The organism is Alitiscatomonas aceti, assembly GCF_025567195.1.
GTDB classification, from domain to species: Bacteria; Bacillota; Clostridia; order Lachnospirales; family Lachnospiraceae; genus Alitiscatomonas; species Alitiscatomonas aceti.
Window position 1 is genome coordinate 1 of sequence record NZ_JAOQJF010000057.1, and the last position, 3,717, is coordinate 3,717.

Annotated in this window: 4 protein-coding genes and 2 pseudogenes; 5 read left to right on the top strand and 1 reads right to left on the bottom strand. The window is 43.8% G+C overall.

What is annotated here, in order from left to right; genetic code table 11:
- Positions 1-63: 63 nt before the first annotated feature.
- The 5 genes and pseudogenes from OCV69_RS16010 to OCV69_RS16025 all read left to right on the top strand — a co-directional run.
- Positions 64-909 (top strand): annotated as a pseudogene (locus tag OCV69_RS16010) (DUF4368 domain-containing protein); the annotation flags it as partial.
- Between the two features lie 36 nt (positions 910-945).
- Positions 946-1,029: pseudogene (locus OCV69_RS17195) on the top strand (Maff2 family mobile element protein); the annotation flags it as partial.
- A 141-nt stretch (positions 1,030-1,170) separates the two neighbouring features.
- Positions 1,171-1,428, top strand: coding sequence for a helix-turn-helix domain-containing protein (locus OCV69_RS16015; RefSeq protein WP_070470271.1), 258 nt, complete (start codon positions 1,171-1,173; stop codon positions 1,426-1,428).
- A 55-nt stretch (positions 1,429-1,483) separates the two neighbouring features.
- Complete coding sequence (locus OCV69_RS16020) at positions 1,484-2,329, top strand: magnesium transporter CorA family protein (RefSeq protein ID WP_070470268.1); 846 nt, start codon at positions 1,484-1,486, stop codon at positions 2,327-2,329.
- A 195-nt stretch (positions 2,330-2,524) separates the two neighbouring features.
- Positions 2,525-2,989, top strand: a complete 465-nt coding sequence (locus OCV69_RS16025; protein ID WP_138311067.1) for an Hsp20/alpha crystallin family protein — start codon at positions 2,525-2,527, stop codon at positions 2,987-2,989.
- A 126-nt stretch (positions 2,990-3,115) separates the two neighbouring features.
- Here the strand turns inward: OCV69_RS16025 and OCV69_RS16030 are convergent, their stop codons facing one another.
- Positions 3,116-3,442: a helix-turn-helix domain-containing protein gene (locus OCV69_RS16030; protein ID WP_070470262.1), complete on the bottom strand. Its 327-nt coding sequence runs from the start codon at positions 3,440-3,442 to the stop codon at positions 3,116-3,118.
- Positions 3,443-3,717: the final 275 nt, after the last annotated feature.

The window sequence follows — 3,717 nt, forward strand, 5'->3', positions numbered from 1 at the left end:
TACGTGACATTGAAAGTTCCTCCTTATTCTCTTTATTATACATGAATTCTTTGAGAATAAGGTGTCAACTTTATTTATACAACATCATCCTACAAGTGCAGTAAAATTATTTACAATGACGAGGATAAGCAGGCAATCTTTGAGAACCACCACGAGCCTATCATAGACACCCAAACATGGGAACGGGTGCAGGAGCTTCGCAAGCAGCGCAAACGCCCCAACCGCTATGATGAAGTGGGCTTGTTCCCCGGCATACTGTTCTGTGCGGACTGCGGCAGCGTCATGTATCAGCAGCGATACCAGACAGACAAGCGCAAGCAGGACTGTTATATCTGCGGCAACTACAAGAAACGCACCCATGACTGTACGGCGCACTTTATCCGCACCGACCTCTTGACCGCTGGTGTACTCTCCAATCTGCGGAAAGTGACCAGCTATGCGGCAAAGCATGAAGCCCGGTTTATGAAGCTCTTGATTGAGCAGAACGAGGACGGGGGCAAGCGCAGGAACGCCGCCAAGAAAAAGGAACTGGAAGCCGCCGAGAAACGCATAGCCGAGTTATCCGCTATCTTCAAGCGGCTGTATGAGGATAGCGTGACCGGGCGCATATCAGATGAGCGTTTCACAGAGCTGTCGGCAGACTATGAAGCAGAACAACGGGAACTGAAAGAAAGAGCCGCCGCTATCCAAGCGGAGCTTTCCAAAGCACAGGAAGCCACCGTGAACGCAGAAAAGTTTATGAATGTTGTCCGGCGGCATACCAGCTTTGAAGAACTTACCCCTACTCTGCTGCGGGAGTTTGTAGAGAAAATCGTTGTGCATGAGTGCAGCTATGACGAGAACAAGACCCGCAGACAGGACATTGAGATTTATTATTCTTTTGTTGGCAAGGTGGACTTGCCCGAATAAACGCCCGACCTATCCGACACAAGAGCTAAGTGCCGGATAGGAACGGCAAAATTTTTTACACTTCTATTACTTCTTTATCACACATCAGCAAAATCACAGGGCATTAAGCAGGTTATGGCTAATTAGATGTAAATAAAAGCGGAAAGGAAAAGCACAATCCAGACGGAACCGGCGAGCCGTCAAGAAATATTGCGAGTTAGCAAGAAAACTGCTATAATGGGAAGCACGAACCCCAGCACTGGGAGAAAGGCAGGACGATAAATGCACATAAGCTATCAACCGCTTTGGAATACATTGAAAGAGCGGAACATGAGAAAAGAGGACTTGCGGCTTGCCGCAGGACTCACCACAAACCAGATTGCCAATATGGGAAAGGGATTGCATATCAGCATGGAAACCCTGCTTCGTATCTGCGGGGCGTTGGATTGTGATATTTCAGATGTGATTGAACTGGAACGAGAAAAATCTTCTTCTGGTGAAGCAGAAGATAGAATCAAAAAGTCGAAAATTCCTTGCTGAAGAATAGCAATATTCCAACATTGAAAATATAACAAAGTTAGGACGTGGAGGATAAATGTACAAAGTATTTTCATTTACAAACACCGATGAAGCTGCTCCTTATATGGATAAAAAGATTCTTCGGTATATTGATGAACAGATTACGGACAGTTTTGAGTGTTTTAAGGACTGCGATATCCTTGCATTTGACTGGTACGATGTTCAGAGTGAAAAAAAAGAGGATTTTAAGATGCTCTTATATCTGGACGGAAAGGATTTGCTGGTATTTTGTGAAACCTCTGAGGCAGAAGAAAAAGCAAATATGATTCTGCATACGATGACAGGGGAAGAAGGAGCAACAAATGAGCGGCTTTTCTACCATTTTTTTTCGTTACTGCTGAAAGGAGACATGGATTTTTTGAATAATCTTGAGGAAGAAATCAGCAATAATGAAGACAAGGTGCTGTCCGGCGACAAGGCATCCTATTTGAAATACATTACTGCATGGAGGCAGGAACTGTTGCGCCTGAAACGCTACTATGAGCAGCTTAATTTCATTTTTGATGAAATGACCGTGAATGACAACCAACTATTTAGCGAAGACGGAGTCCGCAGATTGATGACTTTGAGGAATAGAACGGACCGTTACCTGAGTGCCGTTAAGAATTTGCAGGAAATGGTGTCCCAGCTCCGGGAAGCATATCAATCCCAGCTGGCGATTGAGCAGAATGATCTGATGAAAATTTTTACAGTGGTGACAGTAATATTTCTCCCGCTTTCGCTTCTGGCAGGGTGGTACGGGATGAATTTTTCACATATACCGGAACTCAAATGGAAATATGGATATCCATTGGTAATTCTGGTGAGCATTGTGACAGTCGCAGCGTTAATTTGGAAATTCAAAAAGAAAAAATGGTTATGATTCGCTTTTTAAGAGGACACAAAAAGTTCACAAAAAAATTAGCACTCACCATTGACAAATGCTAACAAGCGCGCTATAACACAGATAGAACAAAGGAAAGGGAAACGGAACAGATGAGAGGTTCCGATTTCTTCCCAAGTATTCTTGGTTCTGATTGACAATTCGGTTTTAACATTAAAAAAGGAGCGATGACTTATGATGTTACCTAGTGTTTTTGGTGAAAACTTATTTGATGATGTTTTTGATGATTTTTGGGGGTTCCCGTCATTTGATGATAAAGCAGAGCGGAAGTTATACGGGCACCATGCAGCAAAAATGATGAAGACGGATGTGCAGGAGCACGATGACCATTATGAGGTGGATATTGACCTGCCTGGTTTCAAGAAGGATGAGATTACTCTGGAACTGAAGGACGGCTATCTGGTAATCAGCGCCGCAAAGGGCCTTGACAAGGATGAGAAGGAAAAAGAAACAGGCAAATTTGTACGTCAGGAACGTTATGCAGGCAGTATGAGCCGTTCTTTCTACATCGGCGAGAATGTGAAAGAGGACGATATCCATGCAAAATATGAAAGCGGGGTATTGAAGATTAACATTCCAAAAGAAGAAGCGAAAGAACCGGAAGCTGAAAAAAAGAAATACATTGCCATCGAGGGATAACGGCACCTCTTAACATAGAATAAAAGGATATTGCCCGGAGCGGGAAGCTGTGAAGTTGCCCGTTCTGGGCTTTTCTATATCATTTAAACAAAAAACAATTCAGCCAGCCGGAACCGGCTGGCTGTCCTACTGTTCATTATGCTCCAACACCGCTTTTATCATAGCAACGGCAAGCTCCTGTTTGCTGGGCGACACGTCTTTCCAGAGTGCTTCCAGCTCCTTGATTTTGCTGATTTCGTTTTCTTCCAATTCATCTTGAAGCAGATAATCAGGGGAAATCCGCAGGGAGTTACAAATATCTATGAATACCGGCAGACTGGGCATTTTCACACCGCCCTCAATCTGGCGAAGATACGTTGCGTTGATATTGCATAATTCCGAGAGCTTGTCTGCGGTAAAGCCCCGGTCTTTTCGTACCTCATTGATACGCTTTCCTAATCCTTTTCTCTCCATTGCCACCACCCGTTTGTTAGCTGTCAGTTATTATTTTGTACACCATAAGCCTATAATATGATTGTCATTTATCATAGATTCTGTTAGACTATGTTATATTAGCTAATAGCTAAACGGAGGGCATGAGATGAAAAGAATGTGGGAAAAAGTAAAGGAAACATGGCGGGAATTTTGGTTCGTTTATGAGGACGAGGAAGATTCCACACAACACCTAAGCCGGTCAGATAAGCAAAGTATCTGGTGCGGCTCATTTCTTATGTGTGCGTTCACGGCGG

What these genes read in the sequence shown, in the direction of transcription:
- OCV69_RS16015 (WP_070470271.1), top strand. Translation starts at nt 1,171, where the DNA reads ATGCACATAAGCTATCAACCGCTTTGGAATACATTGAAAGAGCGGAAC.
- OCV69_RS16020 (WP_070470268.1), top strand. Translation starts at nt 1,484, where the DNA reads ATGTACAAAGTATTTTCATTTACAAACACCGATGAAGCTGCTCCTTAT.
- OCV69_RS16025 (WP_138311067.1), top strand. Translation starts at nt 2,525, where the DNA reads ATGATGTTACCTAGTGTTTTTGGTGAAAACTTATTTGATGATGTTTTT.
- OCV69_RS16030 (WP_070470262.1), bottom strand. Translation starts at nt 3,442, where the DNA reads ATGGAGAGAAAAGGATTAGGAAAGCGTATCAATGAGGTACGAAAAGAC.